25 protein-coding genes and 3 pseudogenes are annotated in these 23,792 nt (G+C 61.9%); 13 read left to right on the plus strand and 15 right to left on the minus strand.

The window, feature by feature from the left end:
• Nucleotides 1-7 precede the first annotated feature (7 nt).
• Both EUU22_RS10755 and hutC read left to right on the plus strand, forming a co-directional pair.
• The gene (locus EUU22_RS10755; protein WP_129332003.1) at nucleotides 8-1,354 is read left to right on the plus strand and encodes a formimidoylglutamate deiminase; all 1,347 of its coding nucleotides are present in this window, start codon (nucleotides 8-10) and stop codon (nucleotides 1,352-1,354) included.
• 88 nt (nucleotides 1,355-1,442) lie between these two features.
• The gene (hutC, locus tag EUU22_RS10760; RefSeq protein ID WP_129332004.1) at nucleotides 1,443-2,192 is read left to right on the plus strand and encodes a histidine utilization transcriptional repressor HutC; all 750 of its coding nucleotides are present in this window, start codon (nucleotides 1,443-1,445) and stop codon (nucleotides 2,190-2,192) included.
• 640 nt (nucleotides 2,193-2,832) lie between these two features.
• On the opposite strand, the gene EUU22_RS25280 is transcribed toward hutC, so the two are convergent.
• The 3 genes from EUU22_RS25280 to EUU22_RS10770 form a co-directional block, all read right to left on the minus strand.
• Nucleotides 2,833-3,000 (minus strand): antirestriction protein ArdA, encoded by a 168-nt coding sequence (locus tag EUU22_RS25280; protein ID WP_165351142.1) that lies wholly within the window; start codon nucleotides 2,998-3,000, stop codon nucleotides 2,833-2,835.
• Nucleotides 3,001-3,070: 70 nt separating this feature from the next.
• Complete coding sequence (locus tag EUU22_RS10765) at nucleotides 3,071-5,185, minus strand: bifunctional diguanylate cyclase/phosphodiesterase (protein WP_129332005.1); 2,115 nt, start codon at nucleotides 5,183-5,185, stop codon at nucleotides 3,071-3,073.
• Nucleotides 5,186-5,370: 185 nt separating this feature from the next.
• The gene (locus EUU22_RS10770; protein WP_129332006.1) at nucleotides 5,371-6,174 is read right to left on the minus strand and encodes a class I SAM-dependent methyltransferase; all 804 of its coding nucleotides are present in this window, start codon (nucleotides 6,172-6,174) and stop codon (nucleotides 5,371-5,373) included.
• A gap of 116 nt (nucleotides 6,175-6,290) precedes the next feature.
• On the opposite strand from EUU22_RS10770, the gene EUU22_RS10775 reads away from it, so the two are divergent.
• The 4 genes from EUU22_RS10775 to EUU22_RS10790 are packed head-to-tail and all read left to right on the plus strand — an operon-like array spanning nucleotide 6,291 to nucleotide 10,434.
• Complete coding sequence (locus EUU22_RS10775) at nucleotides 6,291-7,427, plus strand: ABC transporter substrate-binding protein (RefSeq protein ID WP_129332007.1); 1,137 nt, start codon at nucleotides 6,291-6,293, stop codon at nucleotides 7,425-7,427.
• A gap of 51 nt (nucleotides 7,428-7,478) precedes the next feature.
• Nucleotides 7,479-8,615 (plus strand): ABC transporter substrate-binding protein, encoded by a 1,137-nt coding sequence (locus tag EUU22_RS10780; RefSeq protein ID WP_129332008.1) that lies wholly within the window; start codon nucleotides 7,479-7,481, stop codon nucleotides 8,613-8,615.
• The gene (locus EUU22_RS10785; protein WP_129332009.1) at nucleotides 8,615-9,688 is read left to right on the plus strand and encodes a FecCD family ABC transporter permease; all 1,074 of its coding nucleotides are present in this window, start codon (nucleotides 8,615-8,617) and stop codon (nucleotides 9,686-9,688) included. Before EUU22_RS10780 ends, EUU22_RS10785 begins: the two co-directional genes overlap by 1 nt.
• Complete coding sequence (locus EUU22_RS10790; protein WP_129332010.1) at nucleotides 9,682-10,434, plus strand: ABC transporter ATP-binding protein; 753 nt, start codon at nucleotides 9,682-9,684, stop codon at nucleotides 10,432-10,434. The genes EUU22_RS10785 and EUU22_RS10790 overlap by 7 nt, the downstream gene beginning before the upstream one ends.
• A 21-nt stretch (nucleotides 10,435-10,455) precedes the next feature.
• Here EUU22_RS10790 and EUU22_RS25975 read toward each other — a convergent pair whose 3' ends face one another.
• On the minus strand, nucleotides 10,456-10,578 hold the full coding sequence (locus tag EUU22_RS25975) for a hypothetical protein (RefSeq protein ID WP_280956484.1): 123 nt from the start codon (nucleotides 10,576-10,578) through the stop codon (nucleotides 10,456-10,458).
• A gap of 472 nt (nucleotides 10,579-11,050) precedes the next feature.
• A complete protein-coding gene (locus tag EUU22_RS10795) occupies nucleotides 11,051-11,470 on the minus strand; it encodes a GIY-YIG nuclease family protein (protein WP_342635419.1) in 420 nt (139 codons plus the stop codon).
• Between the two features lie 44 nt (nucleotides 11,471-11,514).
• Between EUU22_RS10795 and EUU22_RS10800 the strand changes: the two are divergent.
• A pseudogene (locus EUU22_RS10800) lies at nucleotides 11,515-11,892 on the plus strand (transposase); the annotation flags it as partial.
• 333 nt (nucleotides 11,893-12,225) lie between these two features.
• Here the strand turns inward: EUU22_RS10800 and EUU22_RS10805 are convergent.
• Both EUU22_RS10805 and EUU22_RS25835 read right to left on the minus strand, forming a co-directional pair.
• The gene (locus tag EUU22_RS10805; protein WP_129332011.1) at nucleotides 12,226-12,774 is read right to left on the minus strand and encodes a carbonic anhydrase; all 549 of its coding nucleotides are present in this window, start codon (nucleotides 12,772-12,774) and stop codon (nucleotides 12,226-12,228) included.
• 234 nt (nucleotides 12,775-13,008) lie between these two features.
• Nucleotides 13,009-14,103: an NmrA family NAD(P)-binding protein gene (locus tag EUU22_RS25835; RefSeq protein ID WP_369333639.1), complete on the minus strand. Its 1,095-nt coding sequence runs from the start codon at nucleotides 14,101-14,103 to the stop codon at nucleotides 13,009-13,011.
• Here EUU22_RS25835 and EUU22_RS26140 point away from each other — a divergent pair.
• Nucleotides 14,017-14,340, plus strand: a complete 324-nt coding sequence (locus tag EUU22_RS26140) for a TetR/AcrR family transcriptional regulator (RefSeq protein WP_369333640.1) — start codon at nucleotides 14,017-14,019, stop codon at nucleotides 14,338-14,340. The two genes, EUU22_RS25835 and EUU22_RS26140, sit on opposite strands and share 87 nt — an antisense overlap.
• Nucleotides 14,341-14,660: 320 nt before the next feature.
• On the opposite strand, the gene EUU22_RS10820 is transcribed toward EUU22_RS26140, so the two are convergent.
• Both EUU22_RS10820 and EUU22_RS10825 read right to left on the minus strand, forming a co-directional pair.
• Nucleotides 14,661-15,326 (minus strand): DNA-3-methyladenine glycosylase I, encoded by a 666-nt coding sequence (locus EUU22_RS10820; protein WP_129332014.1) that lies wholly within the window; start codon nucleotides 15,324-15,326, stop codon nucleotides 14,661-14,663.
• Nucleotides 15,319-15,933, minus strand: a complete 615-nt coding sequence (locus EUU22_RS10825; protein WP_129332015.1) for a TetR/AcrR family transcriptional regulator — start codon at nucleotides 15,931-15,933, stop codon at nucleotides 15,319-15,321. Before EUU22_RS10825 ends, EUU22_RS10820 begins: the two co-directional genes overlap by 8 nt.
• Before the next feature lie 464 nt (nucleotides 15,934-16,397).
• On the opposite strand from EUU22_RS10825, the gene EUU22_RS10830 reads away from it, so the two are divergent.
• Together EUU22_RS10830 and EUU22_RS10835 are read left to right on the plus strand one after the other, a co-directional pair.
• Nucleotides 16,398-17,381, plus strand: a complete 984-nt coding sequence (locus EUU22_RS10830; RefSeq protein ID WP_165351144.1) for a haloalkane dehalogenase — start codon at nucleotides 16,398-16,400, stop codon at nucleotides 17,379-17,381.
• A gap of 505 nt (nucleotides 17,382-17,886) precedes the next feature.
• The gene (locus EUU22_RS10835; RefSeq protein ID WP_129332017.1) at nucleotides 17,887-18,093 is read left to right on the plus strand and encodes a hypothetical protein; all 207 of its coding nucleotides are present in this window, start codon (nucleotides 17,887-17,889) and stop codon (nucleotides 18,091-18,093) included.
• A gap of 870 nt (nucleotides 18,094-18,963) precedes the next feature.
• On the opposite strand, the gene EUU22_RS10840 is transcribed toward EUU22_RS10835, so the two are convergent.
• Genes EUU22_RS10840 through EUU22_RS10850 form a run of 3 tightly spaced genes read right to left on the minus strand, consistent with a single transcriptional unit; the run spans nucleotide 18,964 to nucleotide 20,103 of the window.
• On the minus strand, nucleotides 18,964-19,251 hold the full coding sequence (locus EUU22_RS10840; RefSeq protein ID WP_129332018.1) for a hypothetical protein: 288 nt from the start codon (nucleotides 19,249-19,251) through the stop codon (nucleotides 18,964-18,966).
• Nucleotides 19,252-19,279: 28 nt separating this feature from the next.
• Nucleotides 19,280-19,726: an MAPEG family protein gene (locus EUU22_RS10845; RefSeq protein WP_129332019.1), complete on the minus strand. Its 447-nt coding sequence runs from the start codon at nucleotides 19,724-19,726 to the stop codon at nucleotides 19,280-19,282.
• Nucleotides 19,723-20,103 (minus strand): TfoX/Sxy family protein, encoded by a 381-nt coding sequence (locus EUU22_RS10850; RefSeq protein ID WP_165351145.1) that lies wholly within the window; start codon nucleotides 20,101-20,103, stop codon nucleotides 19,723-19,725. Before EUU22_RS10850 ends, EUU22_RS10845 begins: the two co-directional genes overlap by 4 nt.
• A gap of 191 nt (nucleotides 20,104-20,294) precedes the next feature.
• Between EUU22_RS10850 and EUU22_RS10855 the strand changes: the two genes are divergently transcribed.
• Nucleotides 20,295-20,624, plus strand: a complete 330-nt coding sequence (locus EUU22_RS10855) for a winged helix-turn-helix transcriptional regulator (protein WP_245484993.1) — start codon at nucleotides 20,295-20,297, stop codon at nucleotides 20,622-20,624.
• 251 nt (nucleotides 20,625-20,875) lie between these two features.
• Here the strand turns inward: EUU22_RS10855 and EUU22_RS10860 are convergent, their stop codons facing one another.
• The gene (locus EUU22_RS10860; protein ID WP_129332022.1) at nucleotides 20,876-21,166 is read right to left on the minus strand and encodes a DUF1330 domain-containing protein; all 291 of its coding nucleotides are present in this window, start codon (nucleotides 21,164-21,166) and stop codon (nucleotides 20,876-20,878) included.
• A gap of 20 nt (nucleotides 21,167-21,186) precedes the next feature.
• Complete coding sequence (locus EUU22_RS10865; RefSeq protein WP_129332023.1) at nucleotides 21,187-21,867, minus strand: peroxiredoxin-like family protein; 681 nt, start codon at nucleotides 21,865-21,867, stop codon at nucleotides 21,187-21,189.
• A 351-nt stretch (nucleotides 21,868-22,218) separates the two neighbouring features.
• Here EUU22_RS10865 and EUU22_RS10870 point away from each other — a divergent pair.
• Together EUU22_RS10870 and EUU22_RS10880 are read left to right on the plus strand one after the other, a co-directional pair.
• Nucleotides 22,219-23,058: pseudogene (locus EUU22_RS10870) on the plus strand (ISNCY family transposase); the annotation flags it as partial.
• A gap of 323 nt (nucleotides 23,059-23,381) precedes the next feature.
• The gene (locus tag EUU22_RS10880; protein WP_245484999.1) at nucleotides 23,382-23,615 is read left to right on the plus strand and encodes a hypothetical protein; all 234 of its coding nucleotides are present in this window, start codon (nucleotides 23,382-23,384) and stop codon (nucleotides 23,613-23,615) included.
• A gap of 35 nt (nucleotides 23,616-23,650) precedes the next feature.
• On the opposite strand, the pseudogene EUU22_RS25595 reads toward EUU22_RS10880, so the two are convergent.
• Nucleotides 23,651-23,792, minus strand: a pseudogene (locus tag EUU22_RS25595) (AAA family ATPase); the annotation flags it as partial.

A 23,792-nucleotide genomic window follows, 5' to 3' on the forward strand; every position in this document is an offset into this window, starting at 1 on the left:
TGGGCCGATGGCCTCGATACATGCGAAGCTGGCGCTCCTGCCGGACGGCTGGGCGAGCGACGTCCGGATCGGCTTCAAAGGGCGTGACATCGAGACGGTGGACGCCGGCATCGAAGCCGGCCCCGACGATGAACGCCATGACGTCCTTCTTCCGGCGATGTCCAATCTTCACAGCCACGCCTTCCAGCGCGGCATGGCGGGGCTTGCCGAGACACGTGGTCCGACAGAGGACAATTTCTGGAGCTGGCGGACGGTGATGTACAAGTTCGCCCTCTCGATGAACCCCGACCAGATGCAGGCGATTGCGGCACAGCTCTATGTCGAGATGCTGGAAGCGGGGTTCTCGCGCGTCGGCGAGTTTCACTATCTCCACCACGATCGTGACGGCCGGCCCTACGCCGACATCGCCGAGATGGCCGTCCGCATCGTCGCGGCGGCGGAGGAGACAGGGATCGGGCTCACCCTGTTGCCCGTCTTCTATGCGCATTCGAATTTCGGCGGGCTATCTCCGACCGACGGTCAGCGGCGCTTCGTCTGCAACCTCGATTCGTTCGGCCGCCTCCTCGACGGAGCAAGACATGCGGCGAGCCGACTGCCGGGTGCCGCCACCGGGATCGCCCCGCACAGCCTGCGCGCCGTCGCGCCCGAGGAGCTCGCCGCCCTCACGAAGCTTTCCGGGGAGGGGCCGATCCATATCCACGCGGCGGAACAGGTGAAGGAGGTGGAGGACTGCATCAGCGCCCTTCATCGTCGTCCTGTGGAATGGCTGCTCGAAAATGCCGGCGTGGACGGGCGTTGGTGCCTGATCCACGCGACTCACATGACGCAGGAGGAGGCGCGGGGCCTTGCGCGTTCCGGTGCCGTCGCAGGGCTCTGCCCGGTCACCGAGGCCAATCTCGGTGACGGTTTCTTCGAGGCGGAGACTTATCTTGCGAACGACGGCGCGTTCGGCGTCGGATCGGACTCCAACGTCCTGATCGGCATCCGCGACGAGTTGCGGCAGCTCGAATATGCGCAGCGTCTGGCAAGACGAGCCCGCAACATCGTCGCCGTTCCCGGCGGGTCGACCGGGCGGCGCCTCTTCGACGGGGCGATTGCAGGCGGTGCGCAGGCGCTCGGTGGGCGGTCGGGGCTTGTGGCCGGTGCGCCGGCGGACATGATGACGCTCGACCGTTCCGCCGTCCCTTACGTCGGCGCCGACCAGATCCTCGATCACTTCATCTTCGCAAACGGCATTCGGGTCGGTTCGGTGTGGGCGGGCGGACGAAAACTCGTCGACGGCGGGCGGCATCTCCGCCGCGAGGAGATCGCAGCGCGGTTCCGACGTGTCATGGCGGAGCTCGTCACCCATTGAACCGACGCGGCGCGGCCAAGATTCCGTTTCAGTCCGGTCGGTGGCTGCGCTAAAGCAGGGCGATCATGCAAGCGGGGACGGGCGACCAGTGACGACGAAGACCGGTTCAGGCAAAGAAGCGACCTTGCACCAGCGCATCCTGCGCGACATCGAGAGCCGGATCCTGAGCGGAGAATGGCCGCCGGGGTATCGGGTTCCCTTCGAGGTCGATCTCGCGACCGAGTATGATTGCTCCCGCATGACCGTCAACAAGGTAATGACCGAGCTTGCCAAGGCGGGTCTCATCGAGCGGCACAGGAAGGCGGGCAGCTTCGTCCGCCAGCCGCAGGCACAGTCGGCGGTGCTGGAGATCCACGACATCGAGGCGGAGGTGAAGTCGCTCGGCCTCGCCTATGCCTTCGAACTCGTTCGCAAGGCCGAACGTGTCGCCAGTGCCGATGATTGCCGGCTGCTCGACATCGGGGAGGGCGCGGCGTTGGCGGAGGCTCTGTGCATTCACTTCGCCGGAGAACGTCCTTTCTGCATCGAGGAACGCCTCATCAATCTCGCGGTCGTGCCCGAAGCGACAGCCTCGGATTTTGCCGGAATGCCGCCCGGACGGTGGCTGCTGCGCCAGGTGCCCTGGACGACTGCCGAACACAAGATCAGCGCCGTTTCGGCCGAGGCCGAGACGGCCCGCATGCTGCGGATAGCCAAGGGCACGGCCTGCCTCGTCGTCGAGCGGCGAACCTGGAGCGGGCAGGGTCCGGTGACATGGGTGCGCTTCACCTATCCCGGCGACAGCCACACCCTCGTCGCCCGCTTCACGCCGGCGTCAAACCAGCCGGACCGCACGTGAGGTCGTGGATGATGTGAGGCGTCAGGCGGCTACCTGCTTTGGGGCGTACAAAGCTCTGGCCACAAATAGCTTTCACGCCATTCAAATGGACGGAGCCTGACTGCACCGAGGTGCCGTGACTCGATGTACGAAATTCTGGACAAGCGAAAACCTCATGTCCGTTCAAGTGAACAAGGTTCTAGTCGTGTCCCGCAAGAGAAGCTACTCAGAGTCACACGCCAGGCACTCGCCACGCTCGCCAGCCAGTCTTCGCAGATTACCTGCGCATGCCGGCTGCGTGATTTCCGAGGACACCCGCCTCCTGGCAAGCGAGATCTTATGCGGACATAAACCGGACATCAGCACCTGAAGTTCTTATCTGTCAATTTATCTAACATATTGGTCTTGTGCGGTTATGCGTAATAATAAACCGGACATCCAAGCGGACAAAAAAGCGGCGGAGGATCGCGGTGAATCTATCGGATTGATGGAGCCGATGACGACCGCCGAGGGCAGCAAGCACACCGGGCCGCTTCAAAGCTGGCTTCTCGCTGGATGCCGGGACTTTTCCCGGAAAAGCGTTAGTCTTGGGAAGACGAAAGGGCGACTATCGATGCCCTTTCGTCTTATATTCGGATATTGATTCATCGCCCCCAATGCCTCACTGGCACCGATAACTCAGCCGCTCTCCGTGGATTTCGGTTTCGGTGTGGTCCATGTCCAGATCGCCGATGATCGCGTCATAGTCGATGTAGTGCGCGAGGTGATCGGGGATTTCGCCGAACAGGCCTTCATCCACAAGTTCATCGGCCGGGCCTTTCCTCGACATCGAAATCATCGGGATCAACGCTGGCCGGACCTAAGGGCTAACCTGGATGGGAGGAGTGAACGACTGCCAGTCAGCCAATCTGCCCCGGATGTGCATCCGGCATGAGTCTGCCGCGCAGCTGCTCGACCGTCATCGGCTTTCCGCACAGATGTCCCTGCAGCAGCTGGCAGCCCGCTTCCCGGGCGGTCCTTGCCTGCTCTTCGGTCTCGATCCCTTCTGCCGTCACCGGAATGTCGAGGGCGGAGGCGAGATGGATGGTCGCCTTCAGCACCTCGTCGTTGTTCGAACTCATCAGCGACCGGTCGATCTTGACCTTGCAGAACCCGAATTGCCGGAGCGTGCCGATGCTCGCATGGCCGGTGCCGAAATCGTCCATCGCGAAGCGGACGCCGACCGCGCGGAGCGCATCGATCGACCGGCGCGCTCGGTCCGGCTTGGAGATCAGGACGCCTTCGGTGACTTCGAGAATGAGGCGGTTGGCGTCGAAACCTTCCTCCGACAGCATCTTCTTCACCTCGCCGGCGAAGTTCGGGTTGCACAGCTGGATCGGAGAGACGTTGACCGAGAGCTCGAGCGACTGCCAGCAGGATACGGCCCGGATCGACCCGAGAAGCATCTTGCGCGTCAGGGTCTCTATGAGGCCGGACTTTTCCGCGAGCGGAATGAACACTTCGGGGCTGACGGTACCGGTCGGCGGCGCCCATCGCGCCAGAGCCTCGACGCCGGTAATTTCTCCGTCCGCTGCCGCGATGAGCGGCTGGAAGACGATCTGTATCTCGTCCTCGTCGATCGCGGTCTTCAGGCGCTTCTCGGCAAAGGCCCGGTCTTCCCGCTCCCGGTCCAGCTGCTCGTCGAATGCGACGACCTGCCCGCGGCCGTCTTCCTTGGCGCGATAGAGTGCCATGTCGGCGCGGCGAATGATCTCGAGTTCGGCAAGACCTGTAGTCTCCGCCGCGAAACCGACGCTCGCCCCGACCTCGACTGTCCGGCCATCGATGTCGAAAGGTTCGGCGAGCGAGCGGACGATGCGCTCGCCGAGCTCGGCGGGGGAGGACGGGCCCTGCTGGATGAGGGCGAACTCGTCGCCGCCAAGGCGCGCCGCGGCAACGACATCGGGATGAATTGTTGCGAGTTTTCCGGCGACAAGACGGATAAGCTCGTCGCCGACGGCATGTCCCCAGGTGTCGTTGACCGCCTTGAAACCGTCGAGGTCGACCAGGTGGACGACGGAGGAACCTTCGCGAGCCGCGCCGATCGCCCCGATGAGGCCGACCCTGTTCAAAAGGCCGGTCAGGTAGTCGTGGCTCGCATCATGAGCGGCCCTGGCGGCGATGGCGCGCTCCTTGCGAAGCTCCAAAGCCGAAAAGGCGACCACCACCACGAGGAAAAGGACAAACAGTGCGATCAGCATGGCCAGTCGCGGCTTTACCTGTTCGTACACGGCGGAGCCGGGGCGCTGTTCCGGCCAATTCAGGTATCCGATGGCATGCCCGCTCGTTCCGTCGAGCGCCAGGTTAAGTTGGTCCGGATGCGGTGCCGGGTTGAGCGCGAGCCCTTCGATCTGGAAGTCTTCGGAAATGGTGGCGACGTAATCCGGTGTCAGCTCCTTGAAGAAGGTGAGAGACTTGTATTCTCCGTTGTCGGGGTGTTCCGCAAACGGCTGGATCGCCATTGTGGCGAGCGTCATCACGCGTCCGGAAAAGGGGTAGACGTCCACGAGAGGGTCGGGACTGCGATTCCTGGAGGCGGCGATCGCCCGCCGGACGAACCTTGAGCCGAATGTCGAGGCCGCGTCGAATTCCTCGCCTTTCAGGTAGGCCTTGACCTGTGCGCCCGTCGCGTCGAGAACGATGGCGCCGTCATAGAGCGGGTAGTCCTCGCTTGTTGATCCCCAGTTGTCGTAGATCCAGGCATCTGCCTCTTGCGAGGAGACGGCGGCATAGGCATCGTCCCAGACGGCATTGTCTCTGACGGTCGCTCCCAGTCGCTTCTTAATCGAGGAAACCGCGGCCTGAACCGCGGCCACGGACCTGTTGGCATCGATGCGGTCCGCGGCATCGCGCATCGTCGTCACGACGCTGGCAGACAGGAAGGCGACGGCGAGGGCGATCGCCAGCACGAAGGCTGTCGCCATCATCACACCGCGGGTTTGTCGTATTGCGCGCTTCTTCGTCAGCGGGAACATGTCGGGAATCTTGCTGATTGCATCATCATGTCCGGGCGGACCGCAGGAAACATCATGTTCGCCGAGCGCTGCATCCTTCCGATTAGCAGGAATTCCTTTCCAAATTGGTACGAATTGCCGCGCGGGTCCTCACTGGGCGCAATTTCCCACGCGGCCGACGCGGCTTTTGCCCTTGCTGTTTCGCTTCAGCCCGCCGCGCTCTTCTCCGCGCAGATCGCGTAGCGATGCTGGGTCGCCCGTTCGAGCCCCTTGAGGAAACCGAAGTTCTTCTTCTGGGTGCGATGGATCGCCCGCATGTCGGTATCGACGGTCATCTTGTCGAAGCCTGCCTGGCGGAGGAGGTCGACGACGGCCTCGGCCCGCGCACCGCCTGAGAAATAGACGCGGGAGAGGATACTCTGATGTGTCGCGGTGAGGGCGCCGGTTGACGGCCCGTTGTGCGTGTTCCCGGTGCCCAGCCAGTCCGAGACCTTTCTTGCGAGACGGGCGACGAGGCCCGGATTGACGAAGTCTCCGTCGACGATAAGCAGCCGGCCGCCGGGCCGCAACAGGCGGTGCCACTCGCGAAACGCCGAGAGCGGATCGACGAGCGTCCACACGAGATGGCGATTGGTGATGACGTCATAGGAGCCGTCGAGCTCCATGGTGTTCTCGGCGTCGCCCATCAGGAAGCGGATCGCACGGCCGCGGGCCCTGGCTTTCGCGCGTGCCCGCTCAAGCATGGGCTCGGCCCAGTCCATGCCTGTCACGCGGAAGCCGAGATCATCGAGGAGATGTGAGACGACGGCGGTGCCGCAGGCGAGGTCGAGCGCCTCGCGGTCGTTGCCGTCGCCGAGATGCCGTCGCAACAATGTCTGCCATGCCGTTCTTTCGGCCTCGGAGAAGATCTCGTGGCCGGGCTGGGTGTCGAACGTCTCGGCCCGCAATGACCAATAGGCTTTGATCTCGTCGCGAAGATCGTGATTTGAAAATGTCGTGACCGTCTGCATTCCGGGGGCTTTCCTGAAAAAGTGGAGTGAAGCTGGAAGCTTTCTAAAAGATAATTCTTGACTCGAAAAGTCATAAAATCATAAATCACCACAACACTTATCGCAGGAGAGATAACTTGTTTGGATTCAAGAGGGTGGCCTCCGTCGCCGCGTTTTCGCTCGTCCTTTTTTCGGGTCTCGCCTTCGGCGAGACGGTGACCGTCAGGGACATCACCGGCCGCGAAGTCCAGGTGAACGTGCCGGTCGAGCGCGTCATCCTGGGCGAGGGCCGGCAGATCTATTTCACCGCTGCCCTCGATACCGACGCTCCCTTCCGGCGCGTCGTCGGCTGGCGTGACGACTTCAAGAAGGCGGATCTCGACGGCTACAACATCTATCTCGAGAAGTTTCCCGAGATGGCGAAGATCCCGGCCTTCGGTGGCATGAAGGACGGAACCTTCGACATCGAGCAGGCGGTTGCCCTGAAGCCCGACGTCATCATCATGAACACCGAGGCGAAATCGGCGACCGAAGAGTCGGACTATATCGAAAAGCTCGCGAAGGTCGGCATCCCGCTTGTCTATATCGACTTCCGCGAAAAGCCGATTCAGAACACCGACGAATCGATGCGCATCATCGGCAAGCTCTTCGGCAAGGAAGCCCGCGCCGAAGAATTCGTGACGTTCCACGACGAGCAGCTTGCCCGTGTGACCGATGTACTCGCCAAGGCGGGAGAGGTCGACAAGCCCGTCGTCTTCATGGAACGTGCCGGCGGCTACAGCGATGATTGCTGCATGTCCTTCGGGGACGAGAACTTCGGCAAAATGGTCGAGCTCGCCGGCGGCGTGAACATGGCGAAGGACATCATTCCCGGCACTTTCGGCACCGTCAATCCCGAGCAGATCATCGCTTCCAATCCCGACCAGGTCATCGTCACCGGCTCCAACTGGGAGCTCTATGTCCCCGGCGGCAAATGGGTGGGTGTCGGCCCCGGCGCGGATTCAAAGGTCGCCATACAGAAGCTCGCCGCCCTGATGCAGCGCCCCGCCTTCACCGGCATCAAGGCTGTCGAGGAAGGCAATGTCCACGCGATCTGGCACCAGTTCTACAACAGCCCGTACCAGTTCGTGGCCGTCCAGCAGATCGCCAAATGGCTCCACCCCGAGCTCTTCGAGGATCTCGACCCGGATGCGACCTTCAAGGAACTGCACGACCGCTTCCTGCCGGTCGCCTACCACTCCGGATACTTCGCCTCCCTGAAGGCCGGTCTCTGACACGACACCGGGCCGGCGCTCGTCGCCGGCCCCTTTCCAGCAGGTTGAGACATGTCGATTGCAAAGTCACTCGGGGCGCTTCTTGCCCTGGTTCCGCTTCTGGGCGTCCCCGCTCTTGCCGAGCAGATCACCGACGCCGCCGGACGGCAGGTCGATCTTGATCTGCCCGCCAAGCGCGTGCTGGTCGGCGAAGCCCGTCAGGTCAGCGTTATTTCGGCGCTCGTCGGAAAGCGGGCCTTTGACCGGATCGTCGGCTGGCGTGACGACCTCATCACCAAGGACCACGATACCTATAACAGCTATCTGGAGGTCTTTCCGGCGATCGCCGACCTGCCGCGCTTCGGCTATGTCGGCAACGGCACCTTCGACCTTGAATCGGCGATCGCGCTCAAGCCCGACGTCTTCACCCTCAACCTCGAATCCCTGACGGCGGCCAAGGAGAGCAGGCTCGAGGAGACGCTCGCGGCTGCCGGAATCAAGCTCGTCTACATCGATTTCCGGGTCGATCCCGATGCCAATACCGAGAATTCCATTGCAGTGCTCGGCAAGCTGTTCGGCGGCGAAAAGCGCGCTGAGGAGCTGATTGACTATCGCCGCGCGCAATTCGCCCGTGTCGCCGAGCGGCTCGCCGCCCATCCCGAGCTGAGGAGGCCCAAGGTCTATATCGAGCGGGCGCCCGGCATCACCGGCGACGCCGTCTGCTGCCGTACCTTCGGTCCGGTCAACTTCGGCAAGATGATCGCCCTCGGCGGCGGCCACAATATCGGTTCCGATTTCTTCGACACCTTCTCCGGTGACCTGAATCCGGAACAGCTCGTCGTCTCCGATCCCGATATCGTCGTCGTCACCGGCGCCAACTGGAGCGGGCAGTCCGACGTCAACCGGTTCGTCAGCATCGGCCCCGGCGCCGATCTCGCGCAGGCGCGCAAGAAACTCTCGGCGATGATGGAAAGCCTACCCTTCTCCAGCTTGCCGGCTGTTGCCAGGGGCGATGTCCATGCCGTCTGGCACCAGTTCTACGGCACGCCCTATGATTTCGTGGCGGTGCAGCAGTTCGCGAAATGGTTCCATCCGGAGGTCTTTGCCGATCTCGACCCGGACGCCACGTTCCGCGACCTGCACGAACGTTTCCTGCCGATCCCCTTCAAGCCGGGCTACTTCGTCTCGCTGAACAAGGAAAACAACTGATGAGCGCCATCATCGACACGAGTGGCGAGATGCGGGTTGAAACGCGCCACAGCTACCGCGCACTCGCCGGCCGGCGGTTCGCGATCCTGGTCTTGCTTTCCGTCGCCCTGCTGCTGTCGGTCGCCGCCGACATGGCGCTCGGTCCTGCCCGCTATAACCTCGGCCAGGTCGTTTCCGCTGTTCTGTCGCCTTCCGAGGTCGGAAACCAGCTCCGCGTCGTCATCTGGGACATCCGCATGCCGATCGCGCTGATGGCGGTTACCGTCGGCGCCTGCCTCTCGGTCGCCGGTGCGCAGATGCAGACCATTCTTGCCAATCCGCTCGCCAGCCCCTTCACCCTCGGCATCTCGGCCGCGGCGGGCTTCGGCGCCGCGATGGCGCTCGTCGCAGGCGTGGCGATCTTTCCGGCGGCCGTCGAATACATGATCCCGATCAACGCCTTTCTGATGGCGATGCTCGCCTCGCTCTTCATCTACGGCGTCTCGACGCTCCGCGGCGTGACGGTCGAGACCATCGTGCTGCTCGGCATCGCGCTCGTCTTCACCTTCAACGCGCTTCTGTCGCTGCTCGAATATCTCGCCTCCGAACAGGCGCTCGCCGCCGTCGTCTTCTGGACGATGGGCTCGCTCACCAAGGCGACATGGCCCAAGGTCGCGGTCACAGCGGGCGTCCTCGTCGTCGTCATCCCGCTCTTTGCCCGTAATGCCTGGGCGCTGACCGCACTGCGCCTCGGCGACGACAAGGCGGCCTCCTTCGGTGTCAATGTCCGGCGGCTGCGGCTTGAGACCATGATGCTGGTCAGCCTGCTTGCGGCGATCCCGGTCTCCTTCGTCGGCACGATCGGGTTCATCGGTCTCGTCGGGCCGCACATCGCCCGCATGGTCGTCGGCGAGGACCAGCGCTTCTTTCTACCGGGCTCGGCGATCTGCGGGGCGCTGCTGCTCTCGGTCACCTCGGTCGTCTCGAAGGTGCTGATCCCCGGCGCCATCCTGCCGATCGGGGTGATCACGGCGCTGGTCGGGGTTCCGTTCTTTTTCTCGCTCATCTTCACCAACCGGAGGCGCGCATGGTAGCCATCAGACTGGAAGGCCTCGGCGCCCGCTACGGCCGCGCGCAGGTCTTCGAAGGCATCACCACCGATCGCCTGCCGGGCGGCGAGCTCACCGCCGTCGTCGGGCCGAACGCCGCCGGCAAGTCGACGCTCTTCAAGCGCATCGCGAGCCTGCTTTCAGGGCCCGGAACCGTGCATGTCGAGGATGTCCGCCCCGAGCGGCGGGCGGTCTGCTACATGCCGCAGGATACCGGCGCCAATGCGGTGCTGACGGTCTATGAATCGGTCCTGCTCGCGGCCAAGCAGGGGGGCGGCTGGCGCGTCGCCGAGCACGAGCTTCGTGCCATCGACCGGCTGCTCGAGGACTTGCGGATTTCCGACCTCGCCTTCCGCGATCTCGGCGCTCTCTCCGGCGGCCAGCGGCAACTGGTGGCAATCGCCCAGGCACTGGTACGCCGGCCGGAAGTGCTGCTGATGGATGAGCCGACCTCGGCGCTCGACCTCTTCCGGCAGATCGAGGTGCTCGATTTCATGCGCAGAACTGCGGCGAGCGAAGGCATGGCGGTGCTGATCGCCCTCCACGACCTCAACCATGCGCTCCGCTACTGCACGCGCACCATGGTGATTGCCGAGGGCCGGCTGGTCGCGAGCGGCCCGACGGACGAAGTCATCACGCCCGCCATGCTGCGGGACGTCTACAAGGTCGCCGCCCGCGTCGAATGCTGCAGCGAGGGTCGCCCGATGATCGTGGTCGACGGAACGGCGTGAGCGGCGAGCGAGTAGACGTCCTCAGCGCCACTCGTGCAGTTTTTCGCCGATCAGCGGCCGGACGGCTGCCAACGGCAGGGTACCGGCTGCGCGGTCCGCGTAGGCCAGCGCATCGGCTTCGTCGTTGAAGCCGATGAAGATCATCGACAGCGAGCGAGCCTTCGGGGCACCCTATCTTGCGATAGGAAAAGCGCACGGCGCAGTGGGGCAAGGCCTCGTCCAGCACGGTGCCCTCGGGCAGGGTATCCGCGAGTGCCAGATGGGCGCCTAGCCGCAAGAAGCGGTCAATCGCGGCAAAGGCCGTCGCCTCCGGCAGCTGCTTGTTTTCCTCCGCCTTCGGCGCTCGGCCCCGGAAGAGGCTGTCGACGACGCCCTTCGCCCGCTTCGACTTCACCACCACAAGCCCACCGGCGGCGACGAGCTCGAGATGGGCGTCCCAGGTCTGGAAGCGCTCCGGATGTTCTGCGAGTTCGGCAATCAGCGGGTGAAGGTCGGCGATCAGGTCGGCGTAAAGGGCAGGGGGCATGGTGGGGTCTCGGGGCGCGCAGGTGATGGGTTGTGTCAGTTGGGGCCTCGTAGCATGGCGGGGGCGGGGTGGATATGGGGAGAGCGTGCGCTAGCACTCTTGTTGCCGCGCTATCGGAGGCTTCTCATGTCGTTCGTCGAGGAAAGGGGATTGGAGAGACGGCTGCTGCACTGGCTCAAGGCGGTCGAGACGAGGAAGTTCGTGACGATCACGCGGGAGGGGACGCAGTTTGTTACCCGTGATCGTACCGTCCTTGATGTGCACGACGACCTCATCAATGGCGAATACGGGAACCAGGATCCATTCCTTCGGCACGATGGGTTGGTCGAAACGATCCTGGATCTCAACGTCCAGTCGTGCCGCACCAAAGACCTTGTGGATCAAGCTTTCGAGCTTGGCACGGTTGACGTCGTAGAGCTCATAACTCGCGACAACCTCGACATCGGCCATGAGGTAAGTGGGATCGAAGCGCGCCTTGGCGATGCGGCGTTCGACACTGCCGCCGGTCACGCCATCTTGCGTAGGATCTCACGGCTCTCGGCGCCGGTACGCACGTGGCGCTGTTTGGTGATGCCGGATGGACCCGCACCTACTTTGGCCTGAACCCAAGGGTGCGTCAACCGGGTCTAGGCGCGGCACACCGCGGCCGGATCAGCAAGGTCCGCCGCAGCCACGCGCGCGCAACGCTGGTCGAGGCGGCATGGGCAGCCGCCAGAGCTCCCGGACCCCTACACGCGTTCTTCGTTCGGATCCGAGCGAAACGGGGCCGTCAAATCGCCGCCGTCGCACTTGCATGCAAGTTTACCGTGCTTTGCTGGCATTTGCTGACTAGGGAGCAGGATTATCTCTGGGCTCGGCCCGATCTGGCGGCCAACAAGACGTGCACCATGGAGCTCCAAGCGGGTCTGCCGCAGAAGAAAGGCAACCGACGGGTGCGCCCTCAATCACGCCTCGGCCGTAAGACGGCAACAACATCGGGCGACAGGATTAAGCTGGAATATTTCAGCCGCCGCAGCGTTATCTGGCTCGTCACGCCGCCCAATAGAGCCTCATGTCGATTGAAAAGTCGGTTGGCATGAGCGTTCCTCCGGGTAGGCAACCGTCTCACCTGCCCACGCGGGAAGGAAGAATAGTTGGCAGCTTCGCTGGTCGTAAAGCCGCCGCCGAGTCAGAACAATGCCGCGCGTTGGCGAGTCCGACGCATCTTACAGGCGACCCCCTCAAGTTCTAGATTTTTCGGCAAATGATGGCGGTGACGCCGCCGTTTAGTCCCGTTGCGTTCGCAGCGCGGCCAGGGTTTGCGGCGCAGCAATCTCCTCCAGCCTGCCGGACTGGACGGCATAGAGCAGCGCTGAGACGGTGAGCATGACGGGAAGTCGCGGTGCGTCGCGCAGCCGATCGAGGTCGGTCAGCAGGTCAGTCCTCTGGTATGTGATAGCCGACTCGGACGCATTGACGCCGAGCTCGTCCTTCAGCGTTGCCTGGAAGGCGGTATCGGCGAGGCGCTCGGCGCCGCACTGGGTGTGCTGCATCAACACGATGTCGAAGCTGACCTGCTCCATCCCGGTCATGCGGGCAACCATCACGGCGATGGTTGCCATTTCGTCGATGAAGGCGCGGGTCACGCGGCCGCCGTTGTTGCGCGCGACCACGGCGTCTCCCTGTTCGAGCCCCAGCACTTGAGCCGGGTCGACGCGGCCGTCGATGCAGGCAAGGATGATGGTGCGCAGCTTAGGAAGTACGGGTAGATCGGCGGACGCGAAACCTACGGCGAAGCGCTTGTTGCGGTCGATGAGGGTCGGAAGAGAGCTCATTGGGCTACTCCTGGGCTGAGTTTATTGGAAGGGGAGACGGGTCAGGCGGCGCGAACAGGCGTCGGCTTCAACGGCCGCGGACGGTGGCTGTCGCGCCACAAGGGATCATCTTGGGCGAAACTCGGCACTGCCAGCCGAACATGGTCGCGCGGATCCTCGGCGCGCTTGAGATCGAAAGGCCGCGTGGCGAGGATCTTGAGAAACCCGCCGATCGCGCCGAGGCTTCGCGTGAGTTCAGGACGTACTGCGACCCTGCGTCGAACGATGCTCTCGAAATCCTCCGGTTCGCGCCCGCCTACGCGGAGGACATCCCCGTCGGGGTGTTCGCCGCGAAGGTGCCGCGGTGATACTCGTCGGCGTAGATCGCGAGTTGGGTAACGCCGCCTCGGAATAGTTCGATGGTGGCAACGCTTTCAGCGCCTTGACCATCCTTCGCTCCGGGATGTCCATATATTTGACCTTGCGTCCCATAGCGCGACCCATCGCAGATGCAATCTCATTGGGTGAAAGCAACTCGGGACCGGTCGGGCGATAGGTCTTCCCGGCGTGTGTTTGCGGATCGATCAGCGCCGCCGCCGCAACGCTTGCTATGTCTTCGTTCGACGGAGGTGCGTTCTTCTTCGTGTCGCCGTCGCCGAGTGGCATGGTGAAAAGGCCAAGATGAGCAGCCATGTCGAGAACCATCAAATAATTGTCAGCAAACCAGCCAGGATTGACCGAAGTGACACTCGTCCTGGGAGACATCCGGATCAGGATATCGCTCAAATAGACCTCGCGTGTGAAGAGCGATGGATGGTTCGCAGCGGACAGCCATTGGCCAAGTGTTACGACATGTTCCAATTCCGCTTCATAGGCCGCCGCCGCGAAAACCGCATTGAAATGCAGCCCGCTTGGCGTGATGGGGGCCCTTTCGTATGCGCGCTGCACGCCTGTCATCGCACGGCGCATGTCGTTCAAAGCATACTGGTCCCCCTCGAAAATCTCCGCACCGGCTTTCGCCAGAGCATCGGCTCTCTGGTCACGTCGGCGCACGAAGGCGCGCACCGGATACCCTTTTTCGAGTAGTTGAAACACCCGTTTTGCCTGCTGCGCTGGTGACGAGGATTCTGGCGTTGGAATTTCCGGATTCGGCCATGGCGCGCTTCCAAGGATGATGCAGTTGAAGGGATGTTCGAGATGGGGAGAATGTCGCGAGAGGAAACCGCCCAGACCCGCGCGCGCATCATCGAGGTCGCCGCCGGGATGTTTCGGGAAAACGGAATAGCAGCGACGGCGGTCGCCGATGTGATGAAGGCTGCGGGATTGACCCACGGTGGGTTCTACCGTCATTTCGCTTCCAAGGACAATTTGGTAGCCGCCGCGATCTCGCATGCTGTCTCGACATTGTTGATTGATCTCAAAAAGGCCAAAGGCCATGAAGCCAAGACGAACGCCGTACTGAGCTATATCGACCGCTATCTGTCCGACGAGCACGTCGGAAACCCCGCGACGGCTGCCGCTTGCCGCGCTCGGTCCAGAAGCACCACGTTCGTCACCCCGGATTTCGAATGCGCTCGACGAAGGTAGTGCCGAGGCCATCCGGGTTCTCACCGCTGCAATGAACGGCAGACGCGCGACAGCCTCGGCATTGATGGCGGCGCTGCTCGGCACTGTTGTCATGGCCCGAATGGCCGGCTCGCATCAGAGTTGCCAACTCATCCTGTCAGCCGGCCGGAAGGTTGCCCTGAGTATTGTGGAAGCGGGTGACGGGCAGGACAAGGCCGGCGACGCTCGCCCAACGAGTCCGCTCAACCGTTGAGGGGTTTGCAATCACGTTGGAGGAGAAGTTCCTTGATTAGGTGCGATGCAAACAGTCCCCGAGTGTCCGTGCCGACCCGGGTGGTCCGCTATATGCTCATCGCCAGGATGCGGCTGATTTCGGTCAGGCTTCGCCCCGACTGCCGGAGCCATTCGTTGAAGGCGTCCTGCACAGCCTGCATGGCGCGCCGCCCACCCGGCACACCTTCTATCACTCCCTCGGCGGTAAGACGGGCAATAACATCGGACGACAGGATGAAGCTGGAGTACCCCAACCGCCGCAGCATTCTCTGGCCCGTCACGCCGCCTAATCGCGCGCCACGCTTTGACAGGAGTTCCAGGAGGCCGGCAAAATCCGTTTCCGGCCAGTCGGCGAAGAACCTGCCCGCCGAGCCGTGCTCCGAGGCCAGGTCACAAATGAAACGGGCGTTGTCGATGACGGCCATGATCTTGGCGCCATTGCGCACGATCCTGCTGTCCGTGAGGAGCCGGTCGACATCTTCGTCGTGGCAAGAGGCGATATAATGCGGGTTGAAGTCCTCGAAAGCCGCTTCGAAGCCCTGCCATTTGGCGTCGATGACTTTCCAGTTAAACCCCGCCTCGAACAGGCTGCGCGCCATTGACGATAGCCACCGATCGTCTGCAATGGCCGCGATCTTGTCGGGTGCCTGTGGCCTCTCGAGCAGGACTTCGAGCGCGTTGGCTCCCCCTTTTCGTTCGGCCGCAATCGCATAAATTTCGTCAAAGCTACGCATTTTTCCCCTCGTAAATGCCAAGCCCCTCAAGGCTGGTGCGCGCGGCGAGCCAGAGCTCCTCCTCGCTACGCACTGCCTTCGACAGCGTGTTGATGCCGATCAGCAGCGATTGCAGGGCCAGGGCCTTGCCGTGCACGTCAGTGTCGGCGGCGAGTTCGCCGCGGGCCACGGCAAATTCAAGCAAGGTCTCGAACCGCGCGGCGCTGGCGAGCACGGCCGCAACCAAGATAGAGCCGAGCTGCGCGTGCGGACCGCCAGCAAGCTCGCAGAGGCTGTTGATCGCCAGGCATCCCCTTGCTTCCGGATCGCGTCCGCGGGCCGCGCAGACCTTCCGGAACGTGTCCGAGATCAGAAATCTGACCGAGCGAGCCGGCGTGCCTTCATAGAGCACCCGGTCGGGGGACTGCGCGAAATAGGCAGCGAGCGCCGCCCGGAACAAATCGTCGCGCGTCCCGAACGTATTGTAATAGCTCGACCGGGTGATGCCGAGCTTTTCGGAGATCGCCTTGACGGAGCTGGCCTCATAGCCTGAGCGCCAAATCTCCTGCATCACTTTTTCAACTGCGGCATCCCGGTCGAATTGTAGGGGTCGAGCCAAGAGTGACATCCTTCCAGAATATTTCTAGACACCTATGGACAAAATCCCTTGGGCGTGTTTTGTACATAGATGCTTAAAACACCGTGCGTCAAGAAGGAAGCCCCGAATGAGTGCATTTTTCGCCTTACGAATCAGAATTCGCGATCCCGATTCAGATGGAGTCCGACAGTGCCGCGGCCGCGCCCACCGTCGCGGCACATGGCGGCGAGGTACTTGCCTGCGGAAATTTGCCGAGGCTGTGCTTAGGACGGGCGTGCCCCACGCTACCGGCGTGATCCGGCTTGGCGATCTCGCGGCGGCCCGCGCCGGATTTGGGTTACCCGGATGCCGGGCACTGTCTGATTTGCGGGAGGCCGCGGGCGAGATGGAGTTCCTCGTGTACGACGCGTTCTAAGCGCCACCGTTCGCAAACCCTGCACCCCCTAAACCACGAAATGACCGGCCGCGACCAGCGCGCCGGAGAGGAGATGTTTATGCTTAAGACCCTAGCAGTTGCGGCGCTTGTCGCATCCAGTTCCCTGGTGGCGTCGCGGCCGGCTGCCGCCCAGGATGTCGCCTCCAAGCTCCCCGCCCTTCCCATCGCCGAAGAGCTCACTATCCCCCGCCGTGAAATAGCGGTTCTGGGAAGCACCATGTCCTATCTCGAGCAGGGAAAGGGCGAGGTAGTCCTGTTTCTGCACGGGAACCCAAGCGCCGCCTATTTGTGGCGCAATGTCATCCCTTCGGTCTCCCTAAGCCATCGCGCCGTCGCGGTCGATTTGATTGGCATGGGTCATTCAGGGAAGCCCGACATCCAATACGGATTCGCCGATCACGCGCGATATCTCGACGCCTTCGTCGAGGCGATGGGGCTGGAGCGGATCACGTTGGTAGGCCATGACTGGGGCGCGGCACTGGCCTGGGACTTTGCCCGCCGCCATCCGGACAAGGTCGTCCGCCTCGCTTTCATGGAGGGTGTCCTGCCACCTGCCTTCCCGCAGCCCTCCTACGAAGCGATGGGTAAGGAGATGGGCGGCATGTTCCGTGCCATGCGGGATCCGCAGGAAGGGCGCCGGATGATCATGGAGAACAATATGTTCGTCGAGCAGATTCTGCCGATGATGATCAACCGTTCGCTGGGTGAAAAGGCCCGACGCGAATATGGTCTTCCCTATCGCCAGATCGGGGATCGCCTGCCAACCTGGGCATGGCCTCGTGACGTTCCCATTGGGGGTGAGCCCGCGTCCAGTGTCAGACTCATGAATGACATCCAGTCCTTCATGGCAAAGACGCGGATGCCCGTCCTCCTCGCCTATGCGGACCCGGGCGTACTTGTGCCCCCGCAGGCGGTGCCCTTCTACACGGGGCTCATTAGGAACTTGGAAACGGCCTTCGTGGGCCAGGGCTTGCACTTCATTCAGGAAGACCAGCCCGCCGCGATCGGCCGTGCGCTCGCCGACTGGCTGCGCAGGAACTGAAAATGAGCCATGGCGATGGTCGGCGCGTGGTCAGTGAAATGGCTGGGCAGGCGCGGGCCGTCGCCGGACAAGGCGCGGACCAATCCACGCTGATAATTCTCCGCGGCCTAGAACAACACTTTGCCTGCGGGGATGGTGACTGACGTCACGAAACAATCTACGAGGGTTCGGAATGTCACTTGCGATAGGCGGGTAGGTGATTGAGCAGCTATTCTGGATGCGGCGTTGAGGAAGGCCGTGCGCTCGCTCGGATGGTCTCATGCCTTGCGGTCTGGTTGGCGGTCGTTCCGCCCGCGGTCGCGTCCGGCGCGCAAACGCTTCACGCGCCGGAGGCCGTGAGGTCCGACATCCTCGAAATGATCGAGATCCTCAAGCGGATGCGCGCCAATGTCAACTTCTCCGTCGACGAGGCAGAAGTACAGGCGGCCGCAGAGCGAATAGGTCACAGCCCGGCGTCCCCACGTCGGATCGGGAATCCTGTGCGCGTCTGGCACCGATTAATCCGGTGCTGGCGGATCGCGACGGCCACTCGCGCGCCGGGTCGACCGTGGCGGATGCAATCGGCGTCAAGCTATATGAGCGCATAACCCGGATCAGCGGGCGGGTCGCCGACGCGATCATCACGACGTTGATGCCGCGCATGCGCGGCGAGGCCAAAAGTTTGCAGCGTTTCGTATCGAGCAACATGGCCCTGGATATTGTTGGGCACTGACAGGCCCACAGGAAAGCACTTCGATCGAGGTCTTGAGCACGGGGCGGCGGAAGCGAGGAGCGCCACGCTCGAAGCGCGCCGCTCCGCCAGCGATGCGGCGGGAGAAAGCCCGTTCACGCTTGTCCGTCCTCGTCCCTGCGTCGAATAGCTTCCGTTGCGTCCGAGCTTGCCGAAGAGTTCGCCGAGTTCATCGGCGAGAGCTTCAATGCGATCGAAGCGGAGCGTCGGGACATTCTTGCGATTGACGGGGCCGCAATAGCCTACTATGCCAGCCTCGGCGTCACCGTCACCCGCGCTGTGACCGACAACGGCTCATGCTGCCGAGCCAAAGCTCTTGCCAAAGCCTGATGCAAACTCGGGCTCAAGCACGTCGGAACGAAGCCCCATGGGCCCAGGGACGACGCGGAGGCAGAGCGCTTCATCCGAACGTCAGCGCGCGAGTCGGTCTACGCTGTCGCCCATCCGAACTGAGAGCGGCGCGCCGCGCAACTGGCGGTCTTGCTCTACGGCTACAGTTAGCATGGACGACACCGCGGCCTAGAGTCCAAAACACCGATCAGCCGCCTCGGTGTAACCAAGGACAACCTGTTGAGGCTCCACACCTAGACTGGCCGGCCGCTGGACCACGTAATCAACGATCTCTGGCCCCGGCGCCGCTTTGGTGATGATAAGACTCTCCGCTGCAAAATCGAACCACTCGGACTCCTTGTAACGCATGAGAGGTTGTTCGTCGGGTAGGGCCGCCAAGACCTGTTGGGACCAAAGTTGGATCTTTTCGCGGTCGCCGCACGCAGACGCACCGAAAGCGATATCTATTCTGACCAACTCAACCGCCGGCAACCTGCGGTGACCCGTTGTAAACCAGACGGCCTAGCGCTCCATCACCTCATAGACGCGGATGCTGGAAATGAATGGATTGGTCTGCGCCATTCTCTCGGCATCATCGAGACTCGCGGCGCTAATGATCATCACGCCAGTTACCGAATCGAGGCCCAGCGGCAAATCCTTCGTTCCCGCTGCAGAGACTTCAAGGCCGCTCCTAAGTCCGACCTGGTGAATGATGTTGTCCTTGAGGGAGTCAAACCAAGCTTTCCACGCCGACATGATCTCAGGTGTAGGCGTTTCAAATCCAATGGTGAGCAGGGCGAATTTCTTCATGTGCGGGCTCCTTTCCGAGGTTCAGCATTTAATTGATGATCAAGACCACGGCGGCGTGGACGGCCATGACGGCAATGACGAAGAACCCCAAAGTATAGGCATTCCGCCTGAGCAAGGGGCGCCCTGACAGGTAGGCGAAGGTGTGAAGCAGCCGGGCGACCACGTAAAAGCCGGAATAGATGATCCCCGCGATCTCGGAGGCGCCAGCGGCAAGGTAGATCGCACCAGCGATTGCGAACACCAGCAGGTTTTCAAGGTCGTTACGATGCGCGCGTCCAATTCTCGCAACTGCTTCGGAATCGAGCTCGACATGGGTTCCTTTCAACCATGCGGCGTCCTCAGCGTTGATAAATTGCTTGATTCGCCCGCGCGTTGCGGCTGTCGCGGCACCAAGGACGAGTGCTTTGAGGCCCAGAAAGAGTACCGCCAGACCAAAGATGGTCAGCAACGGATAGTGGACAGAATATTCATTCATAAGACTCTCCTTGATTGAGGGACGGCCGGTTTTGGCGCACGTGGTTTCGATTTGCGCGCCTTGGGCTCCTTGGGAGGCAGCTTGCCGACATAGTCCAGGGTCATTTGGACCCACGCACGCAATTCGGAATCGCTGCTCACGCCGCGAGGTTCGACAAGAATAAATCCAGCCATCGGACGGCCAGCGCCTAGGCAGCGCGTCGCGAATGGACGCGTCAGCGCATCGCTCTCCGCGGCAGCGCCAACACGCGCCATGAGGCCTTTGTTCGACACGCAGCAAAGCATGTTGCCGTTGAGCAGGAAGGTCAGACCCCCGAACATAGGCTTCGGGAGTATCGGTTGGCCGACGATCGCGCGGATCCGTTCTGCCAGTATCATGGCACTATCGTTCGCACTCATATTTGCATCCCATTCGCTTGTCTTTCGCAAGTGTTCCAGATTCAATTGCAAACCGCAAGAGATTTTCCTATGGTTCTCCCATGAATGGTAGAACCCGCACGAAACGTCGATCTGATTGCCCCCTGAACGTGTCTCTTGAGATATTCGGGGACCGATGGACGCTTCTCATCGTGCGCGATCTGATGCTCAAGGGCCGCAGCCGATTCGGCGAATTGCTCGAGGGTGGAGAGGGTATTGCCTCCAACATATTGACGGATCGGCTGGGCAGGCTGGAGGCGCACAGCCTGGTCGAGCGCCGCCGCGATCCGGCAGACGCGCGCCGATTTTGCTACCGGCTGACGCAGCGCGGCATTGATCTAGCCCCTGTGCTATTTGAAATGATCCTCTGGGCAGCCCAACACGAAGCGACCGCGGCGCCGCCGGAAGAGGTCGAGGAGATGTTGCGCAACCGCTCCGGATACCTCGCGTCGGTTCGTCAAGCGTGGACCGCCACCAAGTAGTCAAGATAATCCAGCGGGACGGAATCGATGACATTGCAGGCCCAGACGTCGCGACCAGCATCAAAGAGCCGCCGCATGCTCCGCCCTTAGGCGGTCCCACCCGGTGACACCAGTGAGATTGTTGAGCGACACGAGCCGGTGATCGCGGCAAGGCCCGTTTCCTCGAATCACTCATCAGCTTGGAGGTGGACGCCGCGACACATAGAATTGTCGCGACGATCGATTTCATTGCGGACCCCTTTTCCGCCCGCTCAAACTGGCGCGCTGTAGATGATAATGGTCATGTCCGCAGCCGCGTCGCGCAGCGGGATCAGAGCTTGATAAGCCTCCGACTGGAACCAGGCCTGTAGTGCGCCAAGATCAGGAAAGCGCACGATGCCGACGGCTTGGTGTGCGAGCGCGCCGGCGAGCGCCGCTTCGGCCTTCCCGCGCAAGACCAGCTCACCTCCATGCGCGGCGAACGTAGTCCCGGACTTTTGCGCGTAGTCCTGAAACTTGTCGGCATCCTTCACGCTGACTGTAGCGACAAAAAAAGCTGGCATTGTGTCTCCTTTAGTTTGCGTCAGGCGACCAGGCCATGCACCGCCTTGATGATGTGTTCGACCTCAGCGCGACGCCTGTAGTTGTTTGGAACAAAGGCCCATGCGATAACGCCGTTGGGCGCGATCACGTAGGTGGCGGGATCGGGAAACGCGAAACTGTCGTCGCCATTGGCGGCGACAACATCGACCTTCAGCATCGAAAGCAGTCGGCGATGACTTTCCGGCAGCGTGAATACGAGACCGAACGCGCGTGCGACTGCGTTGCGCTCGTCATGAAGAATGTCGAATGGCACATTCTCGGGAGCGCCGGCGAGGAGACTCTCATCGACGCCATTAGCGAGATAAATTTCCATCGCCTGCGGCTTTTCTGGCGATAGAGCGACCAGTTGTGCGCCGGCGCTGCGGATTTCGTCGAGCCTCTGCGCGTACTCGTGGATCTGCAGATTGCAGTAGGGACACCATATCCCGCGGTAGAACGTGAGCACGACGGGCCCGCGAGCCAGGTAGTCGGCCAGCGTACGCGGCTGTCCATTCTGGTTTGCCAGACTAAAGACCGGCGCGATCGCCCCCGCTCCGAGCGCACGCTCGGAGATATCGAGGGCACTGATTTCGCCCGCGCCCTGCTCGATGAGTGCAGACAGTTCCGGCGGAAGCTCTCTGCGAAACTGCGCAATCACCTCACGAATTTTCTGATTAAGCATCTCGTCTCCTGTAAACTGCAGTTGGTGTGAGTTCTGTTTTGTCCATGACTGTCTAAAACAGAACTCACGTTATGTCCAGTGCTGTACAAAAGTTTTTGTGTGATGTTTGGGCCAACCGAGCAAGTTCGACCGATCTGAGACCATAACGGCCGTGATGAAAGAGATTTGGCGGCGTGAAACTTCGACGGAACGTCATCCACCGTCGAACGGCCCACGAAAGGCTTGGCGAGCGTATCCGGCACCTTCCGCGCAAGAACAAATCGATCGGCCGGCCCCATGGTTAGTCGAGCTCATCGACGAACCAGCGTCGCGCCGGATCGAGCACCGCAAGCTTTTCAACCAGTCGCGCCGGTGCGTTCCGAAAGCGCCTTCACCTACTTCGAGGCGCTGGCGCTCTATCTCAAGCGTCACGGTGCGCCGATCGCCTTTTATTCCGACAAGCATTCGGTGTTCCGGGTGGCGAAGAAGGATGCCAAGGGTGGTCAGGGCATGACCCAGTTCGGGCGCGCGCTTTGCGAGCTAAACATCGAGATTCTTTGCGCAAATTCGAGCCAGGCCAAGGGCCGTGTCGAGCGGATGAACCGAACCCTGCAGGACCGGTTGGTCAAGGAGTTGCGGCTTTCTGGCATCGATACCATGGAGGCGGGCAATGCGTTCTTGCCGGACTTCGTCGAGGACCACAATGCGCGCTTTGCGATCGTCCCTGCCCGCCCGAACGACCTGCACAGGCCGCTGAATCTGGCGCCGGATCGGCTCGCCGAGATCTTGTGCAAGCGCGAGCAGCGTTATGTCGGATCACAGCTGACCTTTTCGTTCGAGTGCAAGCGGATCATGCTGGAGGAGACCGAGGTGACGCGTGGTCTGGTTGGCCGCTATGTCGAGACCTGTGCCTATGCTGACGGTCGGCTGGATGTGCGATGGAAGGGACATTCCCTGCCCTATCAGGTGTTTGACAAGGAACAGCGGGTGACGCATGCGGCGATCACCGAGAACAAGCGGCTTGGTGACGTTCCGGCCTACATCAAGGAGCTGCAGGATCAGAAGCCTTCGTCGAAGGTGAAGAGCAACAGCGAGAAGATTGGCTATAAGCCGCGTGGCCGCAAGCCGGGGCGAAGCAAGGATTTCATGCAGGATCCGGCCGTGGTTGCGCGGCGAAAGGAAGCGTTGTCGCGGCTCGATGCTGCGGAGTGAATGAGCGGCTGGATTGTCTCAAGGCTAAAGCCGACGGGGTGTGCCTCACCCGCCCCGATCTGATCTTGCAACCCGGTCCAGCCGGTCAGATCGGGGCTGATTGGCATGCCGTGTGGCGACCAAAGGGACATTTCAACTTTGCCCAACTGCGGACAATTCAAACGCGCCGCCACACGTCGTTATGAAAAAATTGGTTATGATACTTCAGCCCATAACCTTGACACGGTCTTCGCGGCGCTCGCCGATCCGACGCGCCGGGCCATCTGGAGCGAACTTTCAATGCGCCGCGCACTCTGGTCTGGAAGGCCCGGACCGATCCAAGACTGCTCGCGCGCTGGTATGGCCCCGAGGTCGAGACGGTGATCCACAAGATTGACGTGACGCCGGGCGGGTTGTGGCTCAACGAAATGAAGATGGGGGGAGAATTCAAGCTATCAGAAGACGGAGTTCACGGAGGTTCAGGCACCGGAAAGACTGGTCTGCCTCATGTCCAATACCGACGCGGACTGGAACATCGCCTCCAACCCCATGATGCCGAGTTTGGCAATGCCGCGTGAATTTTCCTCAGAAGTGCCGAAGTAAAATTCCCCAGTTATGCCGACGTCGACGACATGGCGAATTGAGGATTTTTCGGCGGCCGCCCGCGCGGCTTTTGTGGTGGGGCGAACGCCGGGGGAGTGATGAGGGCTTTGGAGCGAACATGCTCCGGCATGAGTTCGGCATGCTGCCTCAAC

The organism is Ciceribacter ferrooxidans (assembly GCF_004137355.1).
Lineage (GTDB): Bacteria > Pseudomonadota > Alphaproteobacteria > Rhizobiales > Rhizobiaceae > Allorhizobium > Allorhizobium ferrooxidans.